This is a genomic window from Mesorhizobium loti (genome assembly GCF_003148495.1).
Classification (GTDB): domain Bacteria; phylum Pseudomonadota; class Alphaproteobacteria; order Rhizobiales; family Rhizobiaceae; genus Mesorhizobium; species Mesorhizobium loti.
In genome coordinates this window covers 99,383-122,339 of the sequence record NZ_QGGH01000001.1, presented here as the reverse complement: position 1 = coordinate 122,339, position 22,957 = coordinate 99,383, and the positions used below count along the sequence as shown (strand labels likewise).

Annotated in this window: 25 protein-coding genes; 13 read left to right on the top strand and 12 right to left on the bottom strand. The window is 62.9% G+C overall.

All coding sequences use genetic code 11. The features are described 5' to 3' along the window. Positions 1–291 precede the first annotated feature (291 nt). From C8D77_RS00635 to C8D77_RS00615, 5 genes are read left to right on the top strand one after another with little or no spacing between them, the layout of a single operon-like run. Positions 292–1,179 carry a sugar phosphate isomerase/epimerase family protein gene (locus tag C8D77_RS00635; protein WP_109658683.1) on the top strand — a complete coding sequence of 296 codons (888 nt, stop codon included), beginning with the start codon at positions 292–294 and terminating at the stop codon, positions 1,177–1,179. Between the two features lie 58 nt (positions 1,180–1,237). Next, positions 1,238–2,407, top strand: coding sequence for a mandelate racemase/muconate lactonizing enzyme family protein (locus C8D77_RS00630; RefSeq protein WP_109658682.1), 1,170 nt, complete (start codon positions 1,238–1,240; stop codon positions 2,405–2,407). Between the two features lie 2 nt (positions 2,408–2,409). Continuing rightward, positions 2,410–3,129, top strand: a complete 720-nt coding sequence (locus tag C8D77_RS00625) for a FadR/GntR family transcriptional regulator (RefSeq protein WP_027043339.1) — start codon at positions 2,410–2,412, stop codon at positions 3,127–3,129. Positions 3,130–3,131: 2 nt separating this feature from the next. Beyond that, positions 3,132–4,124, top strand: a complete 993-nt coding sequence (locus C8D77_RS00620; RefSeq protein ID WP_425453681.1) for a hydroxyacid dehydrogenase — start codon at positions 3,132–3,134, stop codon at positions 4,122–4,124. Positions 4,125–4,166: 42 nt separating this feature from the next. Next, complete coding sequence (locus C8D77_RS00615; RefSeq protein ID WP_109658681.1) at positions 4,167–4,550, top strand: hypothetical protein; 384 nt, start codon at positions 4,167–4,169, stop codon at positions 4,548–4,550. Positions 4,551–4,568: 18 nt separating this feature from the next. Here the strand turns inward: C8D77_RS00615 and C8D77_RS00610 are convergent, their stop codons facing one another. Next, positions 4,569–5,864: an amidase gene (locus C8D77_RS00610; protein WP_109658680.1), complete on the bottom strand. Its 1,296-nt coding sequence runs from the start codon at positions 5,862–5,864 to the stop codon at positions 4,569–4,571. A gap of 105 nt (positions 5,865–5,969) precedes the next feature. Between C8D77_RS00610 and C8D77_RS00605 the strand changes: the two genes are divergently transcribed. Further along, positions 5,970–6,317, top strand: a complete 348-nt coding sequence (locus tag C8D77_RS00605; RefSeq protein ID WP_109658679.1) for a GFA family protein — start codon at positions 5,970–5,972, stop codon at positions 6,315–6,317. A gap of 57 nt (positions 6,318–6,374) precedes the next feature. Here the strand turns inward: C8D77_RS00605 and C8D77_RS00600 are convergent, their stop codons facing one another. Beyond that, positions 6,375–7,283 (bottom strand): SDR family oxidoreductase, encoded by a 909-nt coding sequence (locus C8D77_RS00600; protein ID WP_109658678.1) that lies wholly within the window; start codon positions 7,281–7,283, stop codon positions 6,375–6,377. Between the two features lie 98 nt (positions 7,284–7,381). On the opposite strand from C8D77_RS00600, the gene C8D77_RS00595 reads away from it, so the two are divergent. Beyond that, positions 7,382–7,960 carry a TetR/AcrR family transcriptional regulator gene (locus C8D77_RS00595; protein ID WP_245462926.1) on the top strand — a complete coding sequence of 193 codons (579 nt, stop codon included), beginning with the start codon at positions 7,382–7,384 and terminating at the stop codon, positions 7,958–7,960. A gap of 50 nt (positions 7,961–8,010) precedes the next feature. On the opposite strand, the gene C8D77_RS00590 is transcribed toward C8D77_RS00595, so the two are convergent. After that, positions 8,011–9,225 (bottom strand): MFS transporter, encoded by a 1,215-nt coding sequence (locus C8D77_RS00590; RefSeq protein ID WP_109658676.1) that lies wholly within the window; start codon positions 9,223–9,225, stop codon positions 8,011–8,013. Between the two features lie 92 nt (positions 9,226–9,317). Here C8D77_RS00590 and C8D77_RS00585 point away from each other — a divergent pair, with 92 nt between their 5' ends. From C8D77_RS00585 to C8D77_RS00575, 3 genes are all read left to right on the top strand, one after another. Continuing rightward, positions 9,318–10,301, top strand: a complete 984-nt coding sequence (locus C8D77_RS00585; protein WP_109658675.1) for an AraC family transcriptional regulator — start codon at positions 9,318–9,320, stop codon at positions 10,299–10,301. A 46-nt stretch (positions 10,302–10,347) separates the two neighbouring features. Then, positions 10,348–11,319: an AraC family transcriptional regulator gene (locus C8D77_RS00580; RefSeq protein WP_109658674.1), complete on the top strand. Its 972-nt coding sequence runs from the start codon at positions 10,348–10,350 to the stop codon at positions 11,317–11,319. Positions 11,320–11,472: 153 nt separating this feature from the next. After that, positions 11,473–11,904 carry a DUF4437 domain-containing protein gene (locus C8D77_RS00575; RefSeq protein ID WP_109658673.1) on the top strand — a complete coding sequence of 144 codons (432 nt, stop codon included), beginning with the start codon at positions 11,473–11,475 and terminating at the stop codon, positions 11,902–11,904. A 6-nt stretch (positions 11,905–11,910) separates the two neighbouring features. Here C8D77_RS00575 and C8D77_RS00570 read toward each other — a convergent pair whose 3' ends face one another. The 7 genes from C8D77_RS00570 to C8D77_RS00540 form a co-directional block, all read right to left on the bottom strand. Beyond that, a complete protein-coding gene (locus C8D77_RS00570) occupies positions 11,911–12,996 on the bottom strand; it encodes an ABC transporter ATP-binding protein (protein ID WP_109658672.1) in 1,086 nt (361 codons plus the stop codon). Then, positions 12,996–14,099 (bottom strand): ABC transporter ATP-binding protein, encoded by a 1,104-nt coding sequence (locus C8D77_RS00565; protein WP_109658671.1) that lies wholly within the window; start codon positions 14,097–14,099, stop codon positions 12,996–12,998. The genes C8D77_RS00570 and C8D77_RS00565 overlap by 1 nt, the downstream gene beginning before the upstream one ends. Further along, a complete protein-coding gene (locus C8D77_RS00560) occupies positions 14,096–14,317 on the bottom strand; it encodes a hypothetical protein (RefSeq protein WP_109658670.1) in 222 nt (73 codons plus the stop codon). The genes C8D77_RS00565 and C8D77_RS00560 overlap by 4 nt, the downstream gene beginning before the upstream one ends. Beyond that, positions 14,314–15,273, bottom strand: coding sequence for a carbohydrate ABC transporter permease (locus C8D77_RS00555; RefSeq protein WP_109658669.1), 960 nt, complete (start codon positions 15,271–15,273; stop codon positions 14,314–14,316). Before C8D77_RS00555 ends, C8D77_RS00560 begins: the two co-directional genes overlap by 4 nt. A 1-nt stretch (position 15,274) precedes the next feature. Next, positions 15,275–16,180: a carbohydrate ABC transporter permease gene (locus tag C8D77_RS00550; protein ID WP_109658668.1), complete on the bottom strand. Its 906-nt coding sequence runs from the start codon at positions 16,178–16,180 to the stop codon at positions 15,275–15,277. Between the two features lie 67 nt (positions 16,181–16,247). Then, positions 16,248–17,564 carry an ABC transporter substrate-binding protein gene (locus C8D77_RS00545; protein WP_109658667.1) on the bottom strand — a complete coding sequence of 439 codons (1,317 nt, stop codon included), beginning with the start codon at positions 17,562–17,564 and terminating at the stop codon, positions 16,248–16,250. A 358-nt stretch (positions 17,565–17,922) separates the two neighbouring features. Further along, positions 17,923–18,618, bottom strand: coding sequence for a TetR/AcrR family transcriptional regulator (locus C8D77_RS00540; RefSeq protein WP_109658666.1), 696 nt, complete (start codon positions 18,616–18,618; stop codon positions 17,923–17,925). Positions 18,619–18,701: 83 nt separating this feature from the next. On the opposite strand from C8D77_RS00540, the gene C8D77_RS00535 reads away from it, so the two are divergent. The 3 genes from C8D77_RS00535 to C8D77_RS00525 are packed head-to-tail and all read left to right on the top strand — an operon-like array spanning position 18,702 to position 21,199. Beyond that, the gene (locus tag C8D77_RS00535) at positions 18,702–19,898 is read left to right on the top strand and encodes a Tm-1-like ATP-binding domain-containing protein (protein WP_109661106.1); all 1,197 of its coding nucleotides are present in this window, start codon (positions 18,702–18,704) and stop codon (positions 19,896–19,898) included. 13 nt (positions 19,899–19,911) lie between these two features. Next, positions 19,912–20,775: a phosphoenolpyruvate hydrolase family protein gene (locus C8D77_RS00530; RefSeq protein WP_109658665.1), complete on the top strand. Its 864-nt coding sequence runs from the start codon at positions 19,912–19,914 to the stop codon at positions 20,773–20,775. A 7-nt stretch (positions 20,776–20,782) separates the two neighbouring features. Then, positions 20,783–21,199, top strand: coding sequence for a cupin domain-containing protein (locus tag C8D77_RS00525; protein ID WP_109658664.1), 417 nt, complete (start codon positions 20,783–20,785; stop codon positions 21,197–21,199). Positions 21,200–21,393: 194 nt separating this feature from the next. Here the strand turns inward: C8D77_RS00525 and C8D77_RS00520 are convergent, their stop codons facing one another. Together C8D77_RS00520 and C8D77_RS00515 are read right to left on the bottom strand one after the other, a co-directional pair. Then, the gene (locus C8D77_RS00520) at positions 21,394–22,584 is read right to left on the bottom strand and encodes a M24 family metallopeptidase (RefSeq protein ID WP_109658663.1); all 1,191 of its coding nucleotides are present in this window, start codon (positions 22,582–22,584) and stop codon (positions 21,394–21,396) included. A gap of 63 nt (positions 22,585–22,647) precedes the next feature. Then, entirely contained in the window at positions 22,648–22,869 is a 222-nt protein-coding gene (locus C8D77_RS00515; RefSeq protein WP_126070600.1) for a hypothetical protein, read from the bottom strand. Positions 22,870–22,957 lie beyond the last annotated feature (88 nt).

The following is a 22,957-nucleotide window of genomic DNA, read 5'->3' as shown; positions in this document are numbered from 1 at the left end:
TTACCAAATATGGGAATTTGGTCAAGCCTCGCAATGGACCGTCGAACCTCTTTGGGCATGCGAAATCCAGGCATATAGATCAATATAATCAATGAAGTAATCTGCATTGGAAGTTGCCTTCCCACGCTTCTTGCCGTCCCGCAGAATTTGCTGTAGATCTCCTTTCAGGCCCAATTGGTCGAACCAGTTTGCGAGAAAAGGCTGGGGATGCCTTGGGGAGGAACCCTTGCTTCGCCTTTTGGCGATGCATGTCGCAGGCGAACCATAGAGACGAATTGGGAAGGACAGACCATGCATCTTTCGACGCACAACTGGATGCGCGCGGAACCCTTGGAGACGACGCTCAAGCGCATCAAGAAATTCGGCTATGAGTCGATCGAGATTTCCGGCGAGCCCGAGCAATACAAGACCAAGGAGACGCGCGCGCTGCTGAAGGAGCATGGCATCCGCTGCTGGGGCGCGGTGACCTTGATGCTGGGCGAGCGCAACCTCGCGGCCAAAAACCAGGGCCAGCGCGAGCGCTCCGTTCAGTATGTCAAGGACGTGCTGACCATGGTCAGCGAACTCGACGGCGAGATCATCACGCTGGTTCCGGCGACGGTCGGCAAGGTCGTGCCCGACGGCACCGAGGAAGAGGAATGGAAGTGGGTTGTCGATGCGACCCGGGAATGCTTCACCCATGCCAAGAAGGTCGGCGTCAAGATCGCGGTCGAGCCGCTCAACCGCTTCGAGACCTATCTGTTCAATCGCGGCGCCCAGGCCCTGGCGCTGGCTGACGCGGTCAGCCCTGAATGCGGCGTCTGCCTCGATGCCTACCACATCCACATGGAAGAATTTAACGTCTATGACGCGATCCGGCAGGCCGGAAAGCGGCTGTTCGATTTCCACGTCGCCGACAACAACCGTTTCGCCGCCGGCCTTGGCCAGATCGACTGGCCGAGGATCGTCGCCACCTTGCGGGAGATCGGCTACGATGGCGCGCTGACCAACGAGTTCGTCGCGCCCGTCGACCGGACACCGGCTGCACCTTATCCCGACATGGTCGAGCGCAATCCGGTCGACATCTCGCCAGAACAGCTGAAGTTCATCCAGGACCACGGCTCCAGCGTGCTCACGGAAAAGTTCTACACCGACCAGATGCGCATCAACGCTGAAACGTTGCTGCCGCTGATCAAGTAGCCGACTGCTGTTGGGGAATTTGCCCTTCCGCCAGGCGGCGGCAGGGCTGGGGAAGAATATGCGCATCAAGACCGTCCAAGCCTGGTGGGTCCGCATCCCGATCGAAGCCGCTCGGCAACACCGCAGCGACTTCGGTCAGGTGACGACCTTCGACGCCGCCATCCTGCGCATCGAAACCGATGACGGGCTGGTCGGCTGGGGCGAAGGCAAGAACGCCGCCGGCAGCGCCGGCAGCTACGGTGCGCTTGTCCACATGCTGAACCATGAGGTCGGGCCGCAGCTGATCGGCCGCGATCCGGCCGACATCGGCGTCATCTGGGAAATGCTCTACAATGGCGTGCGCCACGACAGCGCCGCCCGCGCCGGCCACGCCATGCCGCAGCTGGCGCGGCGCGGCATGAGCATCGCCGCCATCAGCGCCGTCGACATCGCGTTGTGGGACATCCTCGGCAAATCGCTTGGCGTTCCGGTCTGGCGGCTGCTCGGTGGCCGCAAGCTCGATCGCATGCCGGCCTATGCCTCGGGCGGCTGGGCGGCCGCCGACGCCATCGGCGAGCAGTTGAAGTCCTACATCGCCAAGGGCGGCTTCAAGGCCCTGAAGATGCGGGTTGGCGCCATGGACGGCGCAGCACATGTGTCCGCCACGCGCGTCCGCGCCGCACGGCAGGCGCTCGGCCCCGATGTCGAGTTGATGGTCGATGCGCACGGCACCTATACGGTGGCCGAAGCCAAGCGCTTCATCCACCTAGTCAACGATCTGGATCTCGCCTGGTTCGAGGAGCCTATCATCGCCGACGACAAGCCGGGCATGGCTGAAGTGCGGGCATCAGGCTCCGTTCCGATCGCCACCGGCGAAAGCGAGGCGACACGCTATGCCTTCCGCGACCTTGCTGTGCTGAAAGCGGCTGACATCTTCCAGCCCGATCCCGCCTTCTGCGGTGGCATCAGCGAGGCGATGAAGATCGGCACCATCGCCAGCGCCTTCAATTTGCGCTTTGCGCCGCATCTGTGGGCCGGCGCACCCTGCTTCTTCGCCGGCTTGCATGTCTGTGCCGCCTCGCCGTCTAGTTTTACCGTCGAATATTCGCTCGGCGCCAACCCGATGATCCACGATCTGATCGAAGAGACTGTCGAAGCAAAGGACGGTATGATAGCGATCCCGGAAAAGCCCGGATTGGGATTCACCATTTCTGAGCGATTCCTGGAGGCGCACGCGCAACGCAGTTGACGATGAAAGAAAAGAACCTCCTCGCGGAACTCGCCGCCTATCTGTTCTCCCACTCGGACAGCGAGACCGGCCGCACGCCGTCGGAACGTGAGCTGGCGGAGCATTTCGGCGTCAGCCGCGGCCAGATCCGCGAGGCGTTGGCCATCCTCGAAGCCATGCGCATCGTCGAGCGCCGGGCCAAGTCCGGCATCTATATCGACACCAAGCAGGCCAGTGTCGAAGCGCTGGCATTGTTCGCGCGCGCCGGCCTGCCGCTTGATCCCTTGCAGATCTATGAAACGGTCGAGCTGCGCAAGATCCATGAGATCAAGGCCGCCGAGCTTGCCTGCTCGCGCGCCACCGAGGAGAATTTCGAACGGCTGCGCGAGATCCTCAAGGCATCCGAGGAGCGCATCGCCGCCGGCGAAGGCCTCGCCAAGGAAGACCGCGAGTTTCATCTCGAGATCGTGCGCGCCACCAAGAACAGCGTCTTCCATAACATCTGCAGCGTCTACTATCTGATGGGCGAACAGCGCCTGCCGATCTACTTCAACGATCCCGAACGCAGCGTGCGCTCGCATGCCGAGCACGTGCAGATCTACGAGGCGCTGCTGCGCCGCGACGGCAATCTCGCCCAGGCGCTGATGAGCGCCCATCTGCAAGGGGCGGAGAGCTACTGGAAGGGCCTGATCGAAGGCGGCAAGGCGGTTGCGCCGCCAAGCCCCGCGCTCGAAAAGGCCTGACCGTGGCCCAGACCGTGCCGAAGATTCTGTCGACCCATCCGCTGCACCCGCGCGCTTCAGCCAAGCTGGCCGGCGCTGGTCAACTCGTCATCGCATCGGCGCTCGATCCTGCCACCTTGACCAGAGAGGCCAAAGACGCCGACATCGTCATCGTGCGCGCGCCACTGCCGCCTGCACTGTTCGAAGGGGCTTGGAAGCTGCGGGCAGCGATCCGCCACGGCGCCGGGCTCGACATGATTCCGATGGAAGCAGCCGCTGCGGCCGGCGTGCTGGTGGCCAACGTGCCGGCGGTCAATGCCCGCTCGGTCGCCGAACATGTGATGTTCACCGCACTTGCGCTGCTGCGGCAATTCCGCAGGGTCGACCGCGACCTGCGCGCCAAAGGCTGGCTCGCCGGACGCGAGCACGCCAATTCCAACATCGAACTTGCCGGCAAGACCATCGGCATCGTCGGCCTTGGCGCCGTCGGCCAGGCCGTCGGCCATATCGCGGCGCATGGTTTCGACCTCAAAGTGGTGGCCACGACGCGCAGCATGCAGCCGGCGCCCGAAAAAGTCGGCTTTCTGTCGATCGACGCGCTGGTCGAGCAGAGCGACATCATCGTGCTCTGCTGCCCGCTGACGCCGGAGACGCGCGGCCTGATCAGCCGCGAGCGCATCGCCCGCATGAAGCCCAACGCGCTGCTGATCAACGTGTCGCGCGGGCCGGTCGTCGATGACGATGCGCTGATCGAGGCCTTGCAGAAACGCCGCATCGGCGGTGCAGCACTAGACGTTTTCTCGACGCAACCGCTGCCGTCAAATCATCCCTATTTCAGCTTCGACAACGTCATCATCACCCCGCATATGGCAGGCATTACCGAGGAATCGATGATGCGCATGGGCGTCGGCGCGGCAAGCGAAGCGTTGCTGGTGCTGGCGGGCAAACTGCCGGTCAACCTACGCAACCCCGAAGTGGTCGATCACTACCGCAGGCGGTTTCCTCTCGACATATAGCGCATCGCGGTTTCGCCCCAATTCTCCGCGACGTTGCGAGCCATGTCCGGTCTTCGCCTCGCATTTCTGATTGCCTCGTCCATCTGCGCCTTGCCGGCACTCGCCGCGGCCCAGAGCAGCTATGTCTATTGCGACAACGGACTGCGCTGCTTCAAGGCGCCCTGCCCGTCGAACAGCGCGCTCGACCTTGCCACCGGCACGATCATCAAGGGCGTGTCGATCGACGCCAGCGGATTGCCGCAGGCCGACAAGGCGATAATCGATCAGTCCGACGTGCTTTACAGCGGAAAGATCGTCGTCAGGGGCTCGATCGAGCACCGCACCCAGACCATCACCGGCAACGAGTACAGCCTGCCATGGCTGGTCGCGACCCGCATCATACGGACCGCCAAGGACAGCGAACGCAAGCACTGTTCGTCGCACTGATAGTCAGTTCAGCCCTGGTCACGCGCCAAGCAGCGCCTCTATTTCGGCCGCAATCCGCAGCAGGCGCCGGTCATGCCCGTTGCGCGCCACCAGCATCAATCCGGCAGGCAGCGCCGTGCCTTGCATCGGTAGCGAAATCGCACAAAGGTCGAACTGGTTGGCGACCTGCGTGTTGCGCAGCAGCAGGCCTTCAATACGGTCGCGCAGTTCGGCATCTTCAGTCATCGAGACGATGGTCGGCGCTGTCACCGGTGTGGTCGGCAGGGCCAGCACATCGACCGATGCCAGCCGCTCATCCATCGCAGCGACGAGCGCTGTGCGACGGCGCAGCGCCCTGATGTATATAGGGGTTGGCAGCATTGCTGCCCGCGACAAAGGCCCGCTGACGTGCGGGTCTACCGGCACCGGTGCCCCTGTCGCCAGCCAGTCGGCATGCACTTCGGCCCCTTCCATCGCGGCGATCGAACCACGCTTGGTGGCCGCGCGCATGTCGGCAAGCAGATCATCGATCGACAAATCCGCGGTCTGTGCGCCGGCCCGTTCGGCCTTGCCGAGACAGCGCTCGAACGCTGCCGCGACCTCACCTTCCGTCTCTTCGAAAAGGACGCCGCGCGGAATGCCTATGCGGAGCCCAGCAAGTGCAATCGGCGTCAGCGCGGTCGGCACCTCGCCGGCCATCACGGCGGCGGCGGCGGCACACTGGGCAACGGTTCGGGCAAGCGGACCGATCGAGTCCAGCGTGGCGGACAGTGGGAACGCGCCGGCGAGCGGCACGCGCCGCGCTGTCGGCTTGAAGCCGACAACACCATTGAGTGAAGCCGGAATGCGTATCGAACCGCCGGTGTCGGAACCGATCGATATCTCGCTCGTCCCCTCGCCGACGGAAACGCCGGCGCCCGAGGAAGAGCCGCCCGGAATGCGACTGGCGTCAACGGCATTGCCGGGCGTGCCAAAATGCTGATTGTCGCCGATCGCGGTAAAGGCGAATTCGGTCATGTTGGTCTTGCCGATGATGACCGCGCCGGCCTGCCGCAGCCGGCTGACGACGGCGGCATCGTGCGAGGCGGGCGCGGCGGTCTTGCGCATCAGCGAGCCGGCCGTGGTTGGTTCGCCGGCGACATCGAACAGATCCTTGATCGAGACAATGGTACCGTCGAGCGGCCCGAGCCTCACCCCTGCCCGCTTGCGGGCATCGCTGGCATCAGCCGCCGCTCGCGCGGCTTCGGCATAGAGCTTCGTGAACACGCGCTCTTCACCCGCATGGGCAGCGAGCCGCGCGAGGATGATTTCCAGTCGATCACGGACTGATTGCATTTTCGGTGTCGGACTCCAGACGCCTTGAACGTCCTTGAGGCATGGCTTGCCGAGACTTAACCCGGCGCAAGCAGTTTTGCACCCTGTCGAATGCGAGGAAATCCTATGCTCTACAAAGGCAGCTGCCACTGCGGCAAAGTCGCCTTCGAATTCAAGGCCGAACTGACCGGCGCCGTGCGGTGCAATTGCTCGATATGCTCGCGCAAGGGCGCCCTGCTGTGTGCCATCCCGCACGGGACCTTGCAGGTCCTGGCCTGGGGCGACGATCTCGGCACCTACACATTCGGCAACCATGCCATCGCACACCGGTTCTGCCGGGCCTGCGGCATCCATCCCTTTGCGGAGGATGTCCGTGAAGGCCGTGAACGCAGTGCCTACATCAACATCAACTGCGTGGCCGATCTCGACCCCTCGACCCTGTCGGTCTTCGATTTCGACGGGCGTTCGGCGTGAAGCAATTCCAGAGTGCGCAGCGGTTTTCAGTCCGGAATTGCGCAGGAATCAAATTACCTATCGATAGCCCGTCGCATCGGCGGGCTTGCCGGCATCCTGGACCTCAGGAACGTACCGCCAGGCGTCGGGCCGTGAGCCGTCGAGGTCGGTAAAGCCGTAGACCTGCGCGAGCCCGCCGCTGGACAGCGACTGCCCGTTCCAGCGCGAGCGATCCGCATCCGCCGCCAAAGCCGCAACGGCGCGGCCGACGAAGCGTGGCGTCTCGGAAATGACGAAATGCGGCACCTCAGCGGTGGCGTCGCGCCAATTGTCCTCGCTCACGCCAAAGGCTTCCAGCATCATCTCCGAACGCAGCCAGCCGGGCGTCAGCGACACAGACGTTGCGTCGTATTTTGCGAGATCCTTGGCGTGCGCCCATGCCATGCGCGTCACCGCGACCTTGGCAAGGTCGTAGAAGGGCGACAGCCGGTAGTGGTCGGCATTGTATTCGGCCGTGCCGTCGGTGACTTCGACGAGCAGCCCGCCCGGACGTTCGATCAGCAGCGGCAACGCATGGTGTGCTGTGATCAGATGCGTGTCGATGCCAAGCCGCAGCATGCGCAGACCATTGTCCAGATTGTGGTCCCAGACCGGCTTGTTCCACTCGAACAGCTTTTCGCCACCCCAAATGTCGTTGACCAGTATGTCGAGCCGGCCCTGTTCACTGCGGATGCGCTCAACCAGTCTGCGCACATCATCGGCCACCAGATGGTCGACCTGCACGGCGATGCCCTTGCCTCCGTTCGCCGAGACCAGTTCCGCAGTTTCCTCGATGGTTTCGGGCCGGGCATATTCGGATTGTTGGGCGCGCGTGCTGCGCCCGGTGACATAGACTGTGGCACCGGCAGCGCCGAGTTCGACCGCTATGCCTCGTCCGGCGCCGCGCGTCCCACCGGCGACCAGGGCAACTTTTCCTTGCAACGTCATTGAACTCTCCCAAAAACGCACTCATCGATCAGACACGGGCTGGTCTGTGCTGCTTACATCATATATAAATGATCATTCGGTTATATCAGGATGTCAAGATGACTCGCCCAAAAACCCAGTCCGACGAGCAGGTGCTGGAGACCGCGCACCGGTTGATCCACGAGCATGGTCCGGAAGCACTCACCTTCGAGCGCCTGGCAAAGGCTTGTGGTCTCTCCGGTGCAACGCTGGTGCAGCGCTTCAAGAACAAGGCGCAGCTGAAACAGCGCACCTTGCTGCACGCCTGGGACGGTCTCGACGAGAACACCAGGACGCTGGCAGCCACTGTTCCCAGAACCCCCACCGGCGCGGTCGCGCTGTTGGTGGCGCTGTCGCAAGGCTATGGCGGCATCGAATCCTATGCCGAAGGCCTGCTTGTGCTGCGCGAGGATCTGCGCGATCCGGTGCTCAGGGCGCGCGGTGCCGCCTGGAAGGCGTTCCTGTGCGACGCACTTGCAGCCTGTTTTGCTGAAACGCCCAACCCGCCACGCGACATCGGCCTGCTGATGGCCTCGCATTGGCAAGGCTCGTTGCTGTGGTGGAGCTTTGACCCGGCGATCGAACTGGCCGCCTATGTCGAGGACAGCCTGAACCGCTTCGTCGCTGCCATCACAACGGCGTCGGCCCGAGAACCGTGATGGTTCCCGGGCCGACGCGCAGTGTCAGGGAAGCCTGATTTGCGCCCAGGCTACTCGGCGCGCTTCGGGCCGCGCAGGAACACCACGATGGCCGCCAGCAGCGTCGCCGCGCCGCAATAGGCGAAGGCGCTGGCGACGCCGGCATGGTCGACCAGCAGGCCGCCGAAGACGGCGCCGAGCGCAATCGCCACCTGGAACGTCGCCACCATCAGTCCGCCGGCGCTTTCGGCCTGATCGGGCGCGGCCCGCACCAGCCAGCTCTGCAGCCCGACCGGCACCGCGCCGAAGGCAAAACCCCAGACCGCAACAGCGGCAGCGGCGACCGTGGGTGAAGCGCCGAAAACCAGCATCGAGGCGGCGGCCAGCGCAATCAGCAGGGGTGCCAGCGCAACGGCTGCCTTGAGGCTGCGTTCGGCCAGGATGCCGCCGGCGACATTGCCGAAGAAGCCGCCTATGCCATAGGCCAGCAGCACCAGCGAGATCGTCTCGATGTCGAGCACGGGCACCTTCTCGAGGAAGGGGCGGACATAGGTGAAGCCAGCAAAGTGCCCGGAAGCGACCAGCAGCACGACCAGCAGGGCGACCCTGATCGACGGACGCTCCAGCACGTCGAGCAAGGTGCGGAAGCTAGCCACACCCACCGGCGGCAATTTCGGAATGGCGGCTACCTGCACCAGCAGCGCCAGCGCAGCGACAACTGTCGCGATCATGAACGCGATGCGCCAGCCCCAGATATCGCCGACATAGGCGCCCACTGGAGCGGCCGTGACGGTCGCCAGTGAAACGCCCGTCAGGATGATCGACATGGCGCGCGGCATCAGCCGCATCGGCACCAGCCGCAACGCCATCGCCGCCGACATCGCCCAGAAGCCGCCGAGTGCAACGCCGAGCACGACGCGGGCCAGCAGAAGCACGGTAAGCGTCGAGGCGAAGGTGGCCAGAAGGTTGGACAGGATCAGGAACCCTGTCAGCATCCACATCACCAGCCTGCGGTCCATGCGCCTTGTGATGATCGCCATGGTCGGCGCGGCGACCGCCGCGACGATCGCGGTGGCCGTCACCGCTTGCCCGGCAACGCCTTCGCTGACGCCAAGATCGCGCGCCATCGGCGTCAGCAGGCTGGCGGGCAGGAATTCCGCCGTCACCAGACCAAACACCCCAAGTGCCAGCGAGACCACGGCACCCCAGGCCGGCTCGGTTCGTTCGTCGGAATCTGCGGGGTTCAAAAGTATGGCGTCGATGACGCCTGTCGCGGGTTCGGCCATGGTCAGTCTCCGATGTGTTGCAGCGCAGCATTTGGCTGCAATGCAACATATAGGGAGTGACCGCCTGGAGTTTCCATGCTAGAAACCCCATCATGTTTGACCATTCGTCCAAAATTCCAATCACTGGCGACCCGCTGACCGACATCTTGAGGGGGCTGCGTCTCGATGGCGTCGAATACGGCCGCTTCGAACTGAAGGAGCCTTGGGGCATCCAGTTCCCGGCCCAGCCCGCGGCGCGGTTTCATTTCATCGGCCGCAAAGGCTGCTGGCTGAAGCAGCCGTCCGGCGAATGGGTGGAGCTCAATGCAGGCGATGCGATCCTGCTGCCGCGCGGTGCGGCCCATGTGCTTGCCAGCGAACCCGGCGCCCAGGCCTGGCCGATCCATGGCTACGAAGTCGAGGAGGTCTGCAAGGACGTCTACTGCATGTCGAACGAAGGCATGTCGGAGTGTTGCCGGCCGGGAACCCTGTTGTTTTGTGGCAGCATGTACTTCAATCTTGACGGCTTGCACCCCTTGCTCGGCATGATGCCGGATGTGATGCGCACACATGAGTTGGAAGCCTACGAACCCGGCATTCCGCATCTTTTGGAATCGATGGCGCGTGAGGTGACGATGGAACGCGTCGGCTCCGGCGGCATCCTGGCGCGGCTGGCTGACGTGCTTGCCGCCACCGTCATCCGCTCATGGGTCGAACGCGGCTGTGGTGACTCGTCCGGCTGGATCGCCGCGGTCAGGGACCGCGAAATCGGCCGCGTGCTGGCCGCCATCCATCTCGAACCGAACCACGACTGGACCGTCGAGTCGCTGGCCCGAATGATGGGCGCCTCACGATCGGGATTTGCCGAGCGCTTCGCCACCATCGTTGGCGAAACGCCGGCAAAATATGTCACCCAGGTCAGAATGCATCAGGCGCGACAATGGCTGATCCGCGACCGGATGAAGATCTCCGTTGTTGCCGCGCGTCTCGGCTATGAATCGGACGCCGCCTTCAGTCGCGCCTTCAAGCGCGTCATCGGCTCGGCGCCTAGCCACCTACGCGCCGAGGAACAGGCTGATATCCGTCAAGCCAACTAACGCATGGAGGCCGTGACGGGCTGGTGATTCCAAGCTAGAAATCGGCATGGTTTTCACCTCTTCCAAGACTATCTTGCCGGCCCCAGGCGGTCCGCTGACTGACATGTTGCGCGGATTGCGGCTTGATGGCGTCGACTACGGCCGCTGCGAACTTGGTGAGCCGTGGGCGGTGTTGTTTCCAGCTCAGAAGGCGGCGCGGTTTCACTTCATCGGTCGCCGCGGATGCTGGCTGTTTTCGCGCTCCGGGGAATGGATTGAACTGAAGGCCGGCGATGCATTGCTCTTGCCGCGCGGCCCCGAGCATGTCCTTGCCAGCGCGCCAGGCATCCCTGCCGTGCCGATCGAACGCTACAGTGTCGAGCCTTTGCAGGACAACGTTTTCAATGTCTCGAACGGAGGCCGCGGCCCGATGACCTTGCTGTTTTGCGGCAGCATGCACTTCAACCTGGACGGATCGCACCCCTTGCTGGGCATGATGCCGGATATGATGCGCGCCGGGGAATTGATGGCGGGTGAGCCCGGCATCCCACACCTGCTGGAAGCCATGGCTGGCGAAGTGACCATGAATCGGGCCGGCTCCGGCGGCATGTTGGCGCGACTGGCTGATGTGCTGGCCGCAAGCATCATCCGTTCATGGGTAGAGAACAGCGGCGACGACACCAGCGGCTGGATCGCGGCGATCAGGGATCGGGACATCGGTCGCGTGCTGGCGGCCATTCATCTGCAGCCCGAGAAGACCTGGACCGTCGAAGCGCTCGCCCACGAGATGGGCGCCTCGCGTTCGGCCTTCGCCGAACGGTTCACGGCCATCGTTGGCGAGACGCCGGCAAGATATGTTGCCCTTGTGCGCATGCATCAGGCGCGACAGTGGCTGATCGACGATCGGATGCGGGTTTCGACGGTCGCCGCAAGGCTGGGCTACGATTCCGAAGCGTCGTTCAGTCGGGCATTCAAGCGGATCGTCGGCATCGCGCCCAGCCATCTGCGCACCGTCGACGGCACCTCCGAAGACCGCTGAGACCATCCCGGCCCGGCTGCCGTGGATTGCCGGATTTGGATGAATTGCCAAGCCTTCCGGACGCAATGTCATTGCCGGGCCGGTTGCATGCAATAGCTTGCCATTGCCAAGCAAGTGAGAGGTCGGCGGCAAGTCGGCCCGAGAGGAGAACCTATGCCAAATCATCTGAAGGTCCTGGCGTTCGCCGCCATGCTCGTGGCCTCCGGGCGCGCCTTTGCCCTGGAGGACAGCTACCTGCCGACCGACAAGATCCCCTATGTCGCCGAGGCACCGGACCAGCCGCAGCGCCTCGGGCCGCTATGGGGCGAAAGGGCCAAGGGCCCGGCGGGAACGTTGCTGAAAGTCCCGGGCAACTGGCGCGCGCCGGTTCACGCGCACACCGCCGACTACCGCGCAGTGGTCATCCAGGGCCTGTGGGCGCACTGGCAGATGGATGGCGGCGAGGCGACCAAGGTCGAACTGCCTCCGGGATCCTACTGGACCCAGAAGGCCAATGAGATGCATGACGATGCCTGCCTCTCCGACACCGAATGCGTGATCCTGCTGATCAACGACACGCCCTACGAAACCTACCTGCCGAAATAGGCGGGCCTATGACGCGTGCCGCAAGCTGACGCCGCTGCCCTTGTCGAATAGCACCACCTTGTCCGGGTTCCAGGCGAAGCGCACCGCTTGCTCGATGGCGACATCGGTCCTGGCCGGCACGGTGGCACGCAGCGTCGCGTCGCCGACGCGCAGCGTCAGGATCTTTTCGACGCCATGGTTCTCGACATCGTGGACGCGCGCCTCCACCGGCGCGCCGCTCTCGAGATAGACGTCCTCGGGACGAATGCCGAAGACGAGCGGGCGACCATCGGTCGCCGCACTCGCCTTCGCAGCCCCCGAAAAAGGCAGTTCGAAATTCAACGGCGCCATCACCGCGCGGCCGTTGACTAGCTTGCCGTCGATGAGGTTCATCGGCGGCGAGCCGACGAAGCTTGCCACATAGGTGTCGCGCGGATTGTTGTAGATCTCGTGCGGCGTGCCGGTCTGGACGATACGGCCATGGTTGAGCACGCCAACCTTGTCGCCCATCGACATCGCTTCGATCTGATCATGGGTGACGAACAGGAAGGTGGCGCCGAGCTGCATCTGCAGGTTCTTCAGTTCCGTGCGGAGCGCCTCGCGCAGCTTGGCGTCGAGCGCCGACAGCGGCTCATCCATCAGGAACACGCGCGGCTTGCGCACGATGGCGCGGCCGATGGAGACGCGCTGCATCTCGCCGCCGGACAGCTTGTCGGTCTTGCGATCGAGCAGATGCTCGATCCTCAGCGTGCGGGCGGCGCGGTCGACGCGATCCTTGATCTCGGCGTCGGGCAGCCGGCGGATCTTCGGCTTCAGCGGGAACTCGAGATTTTCGCGCACCGTGTAGCGCGGATAGAGCGAATATTGCTGCAGCACCAGCGCCACGTCACGCTCGGCCGCACCCCAGTCGGCAACGTCGACGCCATCGATGAAGACCTGGCCTTCGCTGGGCTTTTCCAGCCCGGCGATCAACCGCAATGTCGTCGTTTTGCCGGCGCCCGTCTCGCCCAGCAGCACGAAGAACTCGCCATCGGCTATGTCGAGATCGAGCCCGGTCAAGGCGGTGTGGTTGCCAAAGGTCTTCGAGATGTTTTTCAGCTGGATATGGGCCATCAGAGTCTCACCCCCAGCGACTTGCCGCTTGCCGTGTCGAAGAAATGCGCCTGGGCCGGATCGATCCTGGCAAACACCTTCTCGCCGGGACCGCTGACGAAGCCGCTCTTGGTGCGCGCGCGCAGCATCTTGGAGCCGACCTTGAGGTCGACGATGTCGAAGGAGCCAAGCGGCTCGACGATCTGCGTCTCGACCGGCAGGAACCCGTCGGCCGCATCGCGGCGGATGAGCACGCCTTCCGGCCGGATGCCGAGCGCCAGCTGGCCGCCGGCATGGCCATTGAGCTTCGACAGCAGCGCCCGCGGGAACTCGAAGCCGGCGGCAGCCCCGCCGACCATCACCGAGACCGAGGACGCTGTCTCTGCCACCGCCGCATCGGCGACGTTCATCACCGGACTGCCGACGAATTGCGCCACGAACAGGTTTGCCGGACGCGAATAGACCTCGTCCGGCGAGCCGACCTGCTGCAGCACGCCTTCATGCATGATGACGATGCGGTCGGCGAGGCTCATCGCCTCGATCTGGTCGTGCGTGACATAGATGGTCGTCGAGCCCTGCTTGATATGAAGCCGCTTGATCTCCGCCCGCATCTCCTCGCGCAGCTTGGCGTCGAGCGCGCCGATCGGTTCATCCATCAGCATCGCCTTCGGCCGCCGCACCAGCGCCCGGCCAATGGCCACACGCTGCATGTCGCCGCCCGAAAGCGCCGACGGCTTCTTGTCGAGCAATTCGCTGATCTGCAGCGTCTTGGCGACCGAACGCACTTCCTGCTCGATCTCGGCCTTGCTCTTGCGCGTGGCACGCAAAGGGAAGGCGATGTTCTCGTAGACGCTCATATGCGGATAGAGCGAGAATGACTGGAAGACCATTGCGATGTCGCGGTCGGCGGCCTTCAGATGCTGGATCGGTTTGCCGTCGATGAGGATGTCGCCTTCGTCGATCGTCTCCAGTCCGGCGATGGCGCGCAGCGTCGTCGTCTTGCCGCAGCCCGACTGGCCGAGCAGAACGATGAACTCGTTGTCGCTGATCTTCAGGTTGAGGTCCTTGATGACCTGGACGGCGCCGAAGAATTTCTGGACGCCGCGAAGCTCGATCTGGGTCAATGCTGTGCTCCCGGATTTCGCACCTGGCCGGTGCCGGCCTTCTCCTCAGGCGCGATCTTCGAGGTGATGTTGAAGCCGATCAAGCCGATCAGGGTGATGGTCAGACCGTAGGTATGCAACAGCAGGTTCCAGGGCTGGCAGAGCGCGATGATGCCGAGCACCATCAGCACCTGCGAACCCGGCTCCAGATACTTCTGATTGATGGCGCGAAAGCTCATTTGCGGATTGCTCCGAAGGACATGCCGCGCAACAGATGATTACGAAGCAGGAAGGTGAAGATCGCGACCGGCAACAGGAACAGGAAGGTTCCGGCGGCAATCACCGTCCAGTCCGGCAGGCCGGAGCCGACCTGGCTGGGGATGAACGGCGGAGCCGTCTGGGCGCGGCGGTTGGTCATGATCAGCGCGAAAGCATACTCGTTCCACGCCGTGATGAAGCAAAACACGGCGGTGGCGGCGATACCTGTGGCGGCCTCTGGCAGCACGATCTTGAAGAAGGCCTCCATGCGCGTGTAGCCGTCGACGAGGGCCGCCTCTTCATACTCTTTCGGGATCTCGTCCATGAAGCCCTTCATCAGCCACACCGAGAAGGACAGGTTGAAGGCGGTGTAGAGGATGATCAGCCCGATATGGGAATCGTTGAGCCCGACCGCCCGGTACATCAGGAACATCGGGATCGCCACCACCACCGGCGGCAGCATGCGTGTCGACAGGATGAAGAAGAGCAGGTCCGCCTCGCCCTTCACCTTGAAGCGCGAGAAGCCATAGGCGGTGAACGTTCCCATGCCGACCGCCAGCACGGTCGAGGTGATGGCGATGATCAGCGAGTTCAGGAAACGGCTCGGATATCCCGACCACTGCACCTGGCCCTTGCCGTCGCGTACGATCTTCTCGCCGCCGTCGAAGACGACGCGCTCCCACCACGGGGCGGCCGCATACTCTTCCGGTGTCGGCGGGCTGCGCATTTGCGAGCGCTTGGTGAACAGCTTCACGAACGGCGATATTTCCGGCTGGAAGACGACCGTCGGTGGGATGGTGGTGGCGAGATTGCGCGGCTTGAACGCCGTCGAGGCGATCCAGTAGATCGGCGCCAGGAAGATGATCGTCACCACCAGCACCGCGACGATGGCGACGCGATTGAGACCGATTTCGGAAGAAGTGCGGACGGCGGCCATCTCAGCGCTCCTTCACCTTGTTGAGGTATTTGACGTAGATGTTGGTGATGGCCAGCACCATGATCAGCACGATGTAGGCGAGCGCGCAGGAGCGCCCAGTCTGCCATTCCTGGAACGCCATCTTGTAGAGCCGGATCGAGATCAGCTCGGCTGTCGGCTGGCTGGTCAGGATGTAGGCAAGATCGAATGTCTTGAACGCTTCCATGGTACGGAAGATGACGGCGATCATCAGGATCGGCGCCACCAGTGGCAGCGTGATGCGGAAGAAGGTGTAGAACGGCCCGGCCCGATCGATCGCGGCGGCTTCGTAGAGATGCTTCGGCACCGCCGAGAGGCCGGCCAGCGACAGCAACATAACGAAGGGCGACCACATCCAGATGTCGGTGAGCGCGACGGCGTAGAGCGCCATCTTGGGGTCCGCGAGCCACTCGAAGTTGCCGAGCCCGAGGAAATAATTGATGACCCCCCATGACGGATCGTAGAGCAGTTTCCAGAACAGGCCGACGACGGCCATCGAGAGCATCATCGGCAGCAAAAGCAGCGTCGTCAGCAATCCCTTCAAGGGAATGTCACGGTTGAGCAGCATCGCCACACCGAAGCCGACGAACAACTGGCCGGCGACCGAGACGATGACGTATTTGGCCGTGATGGCGAAATTGTTCCACACGAACGGGTCGTTGAGCAGGTCGCGATAGTTCTGCAGCCCGACGAAGTTCGCCGGCGCGTTGGTCGACGCTCTAAAATCGGTGAAGGAATAGCCGAGCGAATAGATCAGCGGAAAGATGTTGAAGACGATCAGGAACAGGACCGTCGGAATGATGAAGAGGTTGCGGATCGAGATGTCGCTGAGGCCGCGTGCGGCCGCTCTTGAAGACCTGTCCAGTGTGGTGATCATCGTGGTCGCCAAGACCCTGCTCCCGTTTGCAGAAAAAGAAACGGAGGAGGCACCAACGCCCCCTCCGTGAGACACGATATTATTGACCGCGGCCGTACTTCTTGAAGGTCGCGTTCCAGTCGGCAGCCAGTGCGTCCAGCGTTTCCTTGGCGGTGCCTTCGCCGCCGATCATGTAAGGATAGACGCGCTGGTTAAGCTGCTGCAGCAGTTCGGCATATTCCGGCACCGCCCAGAAATCCTTCACCTTGAACATGGTCTCATAGAAGGCCTTGTTGTAGGGCGTGGCATTCTGGAATTCAGCCGACTTCAGCACGGCCGCACTACAGGTGTAGCCGCCGAGTGCCGCCCACTTCTTCTGGGTCTCGTCCTTGATGAACCATTCCAGGAACTTCGTCGCCTCTTCCTGCTTCTGCGAGTAGGAGACGATGGAGATGCCTTGCCCGCCGAGCGCGGCGAACTGATCGCCGTTCGGGCCGGGAGGATTGGCGAAGAAGCCGGTGTTCTTGGCGTTCGGGTTCGACGCCTCGTTGATCAGCGAGGGGAAGAACGCGAAGAAGTTCATGCTCATCGCGGCCAGGTTTTCGGTGATCGCCTGGTTGTCTTCGACAAAGAACGACTTGGCCCAGCCCGGAGGGGTGAACTTGTAGAGTTCCTTGTAGGCGTCGAGCGCCGCCACGGCCTTCTCGGAGTTGATATGGCCGTCGACCTTGTAGGTCGAATAGTCGCCCAGATCGCCGCCATAGGAGAACAGCGCATTCTCGAAGCCCATCGCCATCGCGTCGTAGGAGTTGTCGGTATAGATGGCGATGCCGTATTTCTTCTGATCCGGCCGGTAGAAGAATTCGGCGATGTCACGCAGTGCCTTGAAATCCTTCGGCACGTCGAGGTCGTAACCATACTTGGCCTTGAAGGCTTCCTTTTCCTTGGGATCCTCGAACCAGTCCTTGCGATAGGACCAGCCGACCGCATCGCCTTCGAGCGGGATTGCCCAGTATTTGCCGCTGTTGCCGGGATACTCGGAGTAATATTTCACCGTCGCCGGTGCCATGACATTGCCGAGGTCATGCTTCTTGAAGAAGTCTGTCAGGTCGACATAGTGGCCACCGGTCGAGCCGGCGCCGAGCCATTGCGAGTCGCCAACGACCAGATCGTAGGCGTCGCCATGGGCGTTGAACTCGGTGAAGGCCTTGGTCTGGAAGTCGGACCAAGGTGTGGTTTCCACCGTGATCTTGACGCCGGTTTCCTTCTCGTACTCGTTGCCGAGTTCCTGCAGATAGTTGGCCGGATCCCATTCGGCCCAGAAGATGGTGAGTGACTTTTCCTGCGCGTAAACGGACGTTCCGCAGGCAAGCGTTAAGCCGATACCAGCAAGTACGCTGGTCACTAACTTGCGCATAATGATTTCCTCCCTTGTGCGCATTCTACCTTGTCATGCGAGCCGGCAACGGGGCCGGCCCTGGTAGTTCCTCCCGTGATCGCACCTTTCCGGTTCCGAGCCTCCTCGCCCTGCCGGAAAATGGATCGCAGCCCTCACTTTCGATCCGCTTTTCTTGTCTGATCTGGTATTACCAATTCTGCATGCGCGTCAAGCCCTTTCTTGGCAGCTCGACTTGCCCATTGCTATCGGATTCCGGCTTTATCTGCCTGTTTTACCAAGATTTTCCTACTCAGTGATACGCGTGGGTGTTGTCCGGTACCCCGCACTGCGGTTAAGATCAGTAGTCGACATGCAAATCTGGTCGAACCAGATAGGGCTATTTCATGGCTGCCGTCGGATCGATGCTGTGTTCGTCGCCGATCGATTCCGCGACCGCCGCACGCACCAGCGCCCCGGCCGCCCATTGCGCGACCGACATCGTCCGGCGACTGTCCAGCCCCCATATATCCTTGAGCACGATCAGCACCTCGACACCGAACATCAGCGACAGCGCCTGCGCCAGCCGCTTGAAGTCTCGCGGCGGCAAACGGCCCTTGAGGGGCGCGATCGCCTCTTTCAGCAAGTCGATGCGGTGGCCGCGCGTGAAAGCCGGCTCGCCACCCAGCGTGCCGGCCTGACGCCGCGCCCATTGATCGAGCGACAGCTTCAGCGCTGCCTTGAACGTGGCTTCGAAGGCCTCGATGCGCGGCATGGCCGTGTCGAACAGCTCGGCGACCCGTCGTTCGGCATCGGCGGAGGTCGATTGCCAGGTCAGGATTGGCCCCAGTCCCTCGTCGACCACCGCTTGCACCAACGCGGCCTGGCTCGGGAAATAACGATAGGCAGTGGCACGGGAAACCTCAGCCGCCTCGGCGACCTCGCTGACCGAGGGCGTGACGCCCGCCTGCATCAGCCTTGTTGCTGTCTCCAGCATCAGCCGTTTCGTGCGTGCGCGCGGCCCGCGCTCTATCGCCTGGCCGTTTCCTCGCTCAGTGTCGTCGCTCGCCGTGGATTGTTGACGTGAGACATCCATATCAATACGATACGCGCGTCTCAAAAAATTGCAATGGCCTTCGCTTGCGGAAAGGCCGGGCAAACAGCCGGCAGGGAAACGCGATGAAGCGCATCTATGTGGTGGGCACCGCCGACACCAAGGGCGAAGAACTTGCCTTCCTGGCCGATGCGATCACTGCTGCGGGCGCAGCGGTGTCCCGCGTCGATGTCGGGACGCGCGACGCAACCATTCCCGTCGACATCACCGCAAAGGAAATTGCCGGCCACCACCCCGACGGTCGCGGCGCCGTGCTTGATATCGACGACCGCGGCACCGCGATTGCCGCAATGGGCGTCGCCTTCGCCCGCTTCGTTCAATCGCGCAATGATATCGGCGGGATGATCGGCATTGGCGGCGGCGGCGGCACATCGATCATCACGTCGGGCATGCGCGCGCTGCCGCTCGGCCTGCCCAAGATCATGGTCTCGACGCTTGCCTCCGGCGACACCGCTCCCTACGTCGATGTCTCCGACATCATCATGATGCCCGCTGTAACCGACATGGCCGGACTGAACCGGCTCTCCCGCGTTGTCTTGCACAACGCGGCTCGAGCCATATCAGGCATGGCGGCCAGCCCGGCGCCGCCGCCCGACGGCAAGCCGTCGATCGGCCTCACCATGTTCGGCGTCACCACGCCTTGCGTGACGGCCATCGCCGACCAGCTCCGTTCTGCCTACGACTGCATGGTCTTCCACGCCACCGGCACTGGCGGCCGCAGCATGGAGAAGCTGGCCGACAGCGGCCTGCTGTCCGGGATCATCGACATCACCACGACCGAAGTTTGCGATCTCCTGTTCGGCGGCGTCCTGCCGGCAACCGAGGACCGTTTTGGCGCGATCGCCCGCACCCGGCTGCCCTATGTCGGTTCGGTCGGCGCGCTCGACATGGTGAACTTCTGGGCGCCTTCGACCATCCCGGAACACCATCGCGACCGGCTGTTCTACGAGCACAATCCCAACGTCACGCTGATGCGCACCACGGCGCAGGAATGCCGTGCGATCGGCGAATGGATCGGCACCAGGCTCGCTCGCTGCGAGGGGCCAGTGCATTTTCTCATTCCAGAAAAAGGCGTCTCGGCGCTCGACATCGAAGGCGGCGCCTTCTTCGACCCGGAAGCCGACGCTGTTCTCTTCGAAGCCATCGAGCGCACCATCAGGCCGAATGACCTGCGGCGCGTGACGCGCCTTCCGCTCCACATCAACGACCCGGAATTCGCAAAGGCTGCAACATCGGCCTTCCTCGACATCGCCAGACAGTGAGAGATCCCAAAAAATGCCCGCCATACCGCGCAAGGACATACTGAAGAGGTTCCGGGGAATGATCGACAAGGGCGTGCCGATCGTCGGCGGCGGCGCCGGCACCGGCCTGTCGGCCAAAGCGGAGGAAGCCGGCGGTATCGACCTCATCATCATCTACAATTCCGGCCGCTACCGCATGGCCGGGCGCGGCTCGGCCGCTGGCCTGCTCGCCTATGGCAACGCCAACGAGATCGTCAAGGAGATGGCCTACGAGGTGCTACCGGTGGTCAAGAAGACGCCGGTGCTGGCCGGCGTCAACGGCACCGATCCCTTCGTCATCATGCCGCTGCTGCTGGCAGAGCTGAAGACAATGGGCTTTTCCGGCGTGCAGAATTTTCCCACCATCGGCCTGTTTGACGGCCAGATGCGGCAGAGCTTCGAAGAGACCGGCATGGGCTTCGGGCTCGAGGTCGACATGATCGCCGAGGCGCACAAGCTCGACCTGTTGACCACGCCCTATGTCTTCAACCCGGATGAGGCCCGCGCCATGACCAAGGCCGGCGCCGACATCGTCGTCGCCCATATGGGCGTGACGACAGGCGGCTCGATTGGCGCCACCTCCGCCAAGTCGCTCGACGACTGCGTTCTCGAGATCGACGCCATTGCCAATGCGGCACGCTCGGTGCGCAAGGACGTCATCCTGCTTTGCCATGGCGGGCCGATCTCGATGCCCGACGACGCCCGCTACATTCTCTCCCATGCCAAGGGCCTGCATGGCTTCTATGGCGCCAGCTCGATGGAACGGCTGCCGGCCGAGGCGGCGATCGCCAAGCAGACGGCCGATTTCAAGGCGGTGACACTTGGCAGCGAGACGGCCACGAAGAAAAAGAAGGGATGATGAGACGATGACCGACAAGAGCAAGATATTTGTCTACCCGAAGGACGTCAGCGCCTTCGGCTTCGACTGGGGAAAATTGGCGCTGACGGTAGCGCCTGAAATGAATGGCGCGACCCGGTTTTCCGGCGGGGTCGTCGACCTGCCGTCGGGCAAGGGCCACACGCGCCACAACCATCCGGGCGCGGAAGAAATCATCTTCGTCATCTCAGGCCATGGCGAACAGATGGTCGAGGACGAGAAGGGCATTCCGATGGTCGAGAAGGTCGGCCCCGGCTGCACTATCTACGTGCCGGAAAGCCGCTTTCATTCGACGCTCAACACCGGTGACGGGCCGATGCAGCTTTTCGTCGTCTATTCGCCGGCCGGCCCGGAGCTGGTCCTGCGGGAATTGCCGGATTTCAGGCTGATCCCGGCGGGGCAGTGATCTTCCTCCGTCCCGCGTTTGCTGGGAGGCCCCCTCATCCGACCGCTTCGCGGCCACCTTCTCCCCAAGGGGAGAAGAGACGAGCATCATCGCCGGCTCCCTCCTCTCCCCTTGGGGAGAGGTTGGATTGCCCCGAATTGCTCTTCGCAATTCGGATGGCAATCCGGGTGAGGGGGCAGCAGCCTCAGTACCAGCTAGGCGGTCGCACCCCTGTTCCACCCCCTGCCACGGTCGCCGAACATCACATAGCCGGTGTCAGTCACGGCAACCGTATCTTCCAGCTTGATGAAGCCGCGCGTCGGGTGAAGCATGGTTGTCTCCACCGACAACACCATGTTCTTCTCCAGCGGCTTTGCCGCATAAGTGCCTTCGTAGGTGACTGGATGGTTGGTCATCAGGAACGGCGCCTCGTGCGTGATCAGCCCCATGCCATGGGCGAAGAAATCCGTGTAGGCCGCGACCTTCGAGGCTTTCAGCACGCCCTCCGCGTGTGAAATCATGTCGCCGCCCAATATGCCCGCCTTGACCTTGGAGAAGGCTGCCTGCTGCACCGTTTCGACCTCGGCCAGCAGATCTTCGAGTTCGGCATCCGGTTCGCCGAGAATCCCCATCCGGCAGAGGTCGCCGATATAGCCGTGATAGTTGCCGCCGGAATCGATCGACAGCACCTCGCCTTGCTTCCACGCCTGCGGTGAGGCGGCGCGGTTGTGGCTGGAACCCAGCGTCAGCAGGCAATATTCGAAATGGATGCCGCGATTGGTTTCCTCGCGCCGCAGCCGCTCGATGATCTCGCTCTTGGTCGTGCCTTCGCGTGCCCCGGCAATGGTCGCCAGCATGGATTCCGTGATCAGTTCGGAGGCGGTGCGCAGCTTCTCCAGCTCGGCATCGGTCTTGATGGCACGCATGCTCTCAAGCATGCCGGTCGCATCGATCGGTCTGGCGTCCGGCAACGCCTTGCGGATCAACGTATAGGCGTCCGACGGCAGGAAGCCGGGCTCGATGCCGATGCGGGCGCCCGCCTTGCCAATCTTCTGCAGATGCTCGACGGCGAGGTTGGCAGCGTCGAGCGTGCCCCAGCAGGCGGCGTGCAGTGTCGGCGTCCAGAACGGGTTGTTCTGATGCTCGCCGCCTTCCATGCGGTTGCCGATATAGGCGGCATGGTCCGGCCCGCCCTTTTCGTACACGACGATCGGCAGGTATCGGCTGTGGCCGATCGCATCCATGGCGGCAAAGAAGATGAACTTGTAGCCGCCCAGCAGGTATTGCGTGTTGTGCTTGGAGGTGGCGAGCAGCACATCGATGCCCGCCTCCTCCATCAGCCGGTCGACCCTTGCCTCGTCGAACGGGATATTGCCGACGGCATTCTTGCCCGGAGCAATGTTCATCTTTTCTCTCCCTGAATTGCCTGGGATCGCCGGCTGTTCTGCTCCCGATCCCTTGGCTATGGCTCAAACCTGCACCATTTTGCCCATTCTGGTCCAGCCAGAAATAGGAAAAACGGCATCGCTCGATGTCACCATATCGTCATCCGTCGCATATCGGATCAATCTGGTCCTACCAGGCTGATCGAATTGAGCCACTTCCTCCAAACTGGTCCAGCGGACGAAAATTTCAAAGCCAAGCAAGGATGCGCCAATTCCGTCTCTGGCGAAACCCTCGGCAAGGCTCATAATCGCCGCCGCAAGGATGCCGGCGGGCTTGCCGGCGTCTGAGGGGTATTGGCGCACCCGACCGGGTCGCGGAGAGGACGGAGTTCGA

What these genes read in the sequence shown, in the direction of transcription:
- C8D77_RS00635 (WP_109658683.1), top strand. Translation starts at nt 292, where the DNA reads ATGCATCTTTCGACGCACAACTGGATGCGCGCGGAACCCTTGGAGACG.
- C8D77_RS00630 (WP_109658682.1), top strand. Translation starts at nt 1,238, where the DNA reads ATGCGCATCAAGACCGTCCAAGCCTGGTGGGTCCGCATCCCGATCGAA.
- C8D77_RS00625 (WP_027043339.1), top strand. Translation starts at nt 2,410, where the DNA reads ATGAAAGAAAAGAACCTCCTCGCGGAACTCGCCGCCTATCTGTTCTCC.
- C8D77_RS00615 (WP_109658681.1), top strand. Translation starts at nt 4,167, where the DNA reads ATGTCCGGTCTTCGCCTCGCATTTCTGATTGCCTCGTCCATCTGCGCC.
- C8D77_RS00610 (WP_109658680.1), bottom strand. Translation starts at nt 5,864, where the DNA reads ATGCAATCAGTCCGTGATCGACTGGAAATCATCCTCGCGCGGCTCGCT.
- C8D77_RS00605 (WP_109658679.1), top strand. Translation starts at nt 5,970, where the DNA reads ATGCTCTACAAAGGCAGCTGCCACTGCGGCAAAGTCGCCTTCGAATTC.
- C8D77_RS00600 (WP_109658678.1), bottom strand. Translation starts at nt 7,283, where the DNA reads ATGACGTTGCAAGGAAAAGTTGCCCTGGTCGCCGGTGGGACGCGCGGC.
- C8D77_RS00595 (WP_245462926.1), top strand. Translation starts at nt 7,382, where the DNA reads ATGACTCGCCCAAAAACCCAGTCCGACGAGCAGGTGCTGGAGACCGCG.
- C8D77_RS00590 (WP_109658676.1), bottom strand. Translation starts at nt 9,225, where the DNA reads ATGGCCGAACCCGCGACAGGCGTCATCGACGCCATACTTTTGAACCCC.
- C8D77_RS00585 (WP_109658675.1), top strand. Translation starts at nt 9,318, where the DNA reads ATGTTTGACCATTCGTCCAAAATTCCAATCACTGGCGACCCGCTGACC.
- C8D77_RS00580 (WP_109658674.1), top strand. Translation starts at nt 10,348, where the DNA reads ATGGTTTTCACCTCTTCCAAGACTATCTTGCCGGCCCCAGGCGGTCCG.
- C8D77_RS00575 (WP_109658673.1), top strand. Translation starts at nt 11,473, where the DNA reads ATGCCAAATCATCTGAAGGTCCTGGCGTTCGCCGCCATGCTCGTGGCC.
- C8D77_RS00570 (WP_109658672.1), bottom strand. Translation starts at nt 12,996, where the DNA reads ATGGCCCATATCCAGCTGAAAAACATCTCGAAGACCTTTGGCAACCAC.
- C8D77_RS00560 (WP_109658670.1), bottom strand. Translation starts at nt 14,317, where the DNA reads ATGAGCTTTCGCGCCATCAATCAGAAGTATCTGGAGCCGGGTTCGCAG.
- C8D77_RS00555 (WP_109658669.1), bottom strand. Translation starts at nt 15,273, where the DNA reads ATGGCCGCCGTCCGCACTTCTTCCGAAATCGGTCTCAATCGCGTCGCC.
- C8D77_RS00545 (WP_109658667.1), bottom strand. Translation starts at nt 17,564, where the DNA reads ATGCGCAAGTTAGTGACCAGCGTACTTGCTGGTATCGGCTTAACGCTT.
- C8D77_RS00540 (WP_109658666.1), bottom strand. Translation starts at nt 18,618, where the DNA reads ATGGATGTCTCACGTCAACAATCCACGGCGAGCGACGACACTGAGCGA.
- C8D77_RS00535 (WP_109661106.1), top strand. Translation starts at nt 18,702, where the DNA reads ATGAAGCGCATCTATGTGGTGGGCACCGCCGACACCAAGGGCGAAGAA.
- C8D77_RS00530 (WP_109658665.1), top strand. Translation starts at nt 19,912, where the DNA reads ATGCCCGCCATACCGCGCAAGGACATACTGAAGAGGTTCCGGGGAATG.
- C8D77_RS00525 (WP_109658664.1), top strand. Translation starts at nt 20,783, where the DNA reads ATGACCGACAAGAGCAAGATATTTGTCTACCCGAAGGACGTCAGCGCC.
- C8D77_RS00520 (WP_109658663.1), bottom strand. Translation starts at nt 22,584, where the DNA reads ATGAACATTGCTCCGGGCAAGAATGCCGTCGGCAATATCCCGTTCGAC.
- C8D77_RS00515 (WP_126070600.1), bottom strand. Translation starts at nt 22,869, where the DNA reads ATGAGCCTTGCCGAGGGTTTCGCCAGAGACGGAATTGGCGCATCCTTG.